This is a genomic window from Actinomadura bangladeshensis (assembly GCF_004348335.1).
Taxonomy (GTDB): domain Bacteria; phylum Actinomycetota; class Actinomycetes; order Streptosporangiales; family Streptosporangiaceae; genus Spirillospora; species Spirillospora bangladeshensis.
On the sequence record NZ_SMJW01000587.1, the window covers coordinates 1 to 717 of the forward strand.

1 protein-coding gene is annotated in these 717 nt (G+C 76.3%); it reads left to right on the forward strand.

The genetic code is table 11. From position 1 onward, the window contains the following. Positions 1–365: 365 nt before the first annotated feature. A partial coding sequence (locus E1284_RS41005) for an ATP-binding protein (RefSeq protein ID WP_165965637.1) occupies positions 366–717 on the forward strand: 352 nt, incomplete at its 3' end.

A 717-nucleotide genomic window follows, 5' to 3' on the forward strand; every position in this document is an offset into this window, starting at 1 on the left:
CATCCCGCACCCCGCCCGCACACGCGAACGCCGAGGCCCCGGCGAGATCGAACTCGCCGGGGCCTCGGCGTTCAAGCCGGTGTGGTGGTCGCCTCACGGCGAAAGGCACAACGAAGCTCCAGCCCGGACCGCATGGGACCGGCGGTATTCCCCGAAGGCATCAGGTAGAGCCCGGGGGACACATGCCACACCGACGCATCCACTGTAACGGCTCCGGGCGGGTGACCGCTCCACCGGCACCCCGCGCGCCGTCCACCTCACCCCGGAGTGAGGGTTGCCTGCGCCCGTGCACCGCCCCGCCGCCGGACGCGTCCCTGACTATGACCGCACGCCGGACGAGCCGGCACGAGACGGGGGACAGCGCCATGACGACCACGGGGCCCGGAACCGCACGGCCCGACCCGGCCGGAACCACGACCCGCGACCACGACCACCCGGACGGCGCCGCCGGTCGCGGCCCGGACGCCCTCGGCGCCGCCGCGTGGGACCTGCCCGCCGAGGCCCGCGCCGCGTCCCGCGCCCGCGACCTCACCGCCCGCACCCTGCACCGCTGGCACCTCGCCGACCCCGCGGCAGCCGGCGACATCGTCCTCATGGTCGACGAGCTCGTCACCAACGCCGTCGTCCACGGCACCGGGCCCGTCCGCCTCGCCCTGCGCCTGGACGGGACGCTCCTCACCGCCGAGGTCAGCGACGCCCACCCCGCCGAGCCCGCCG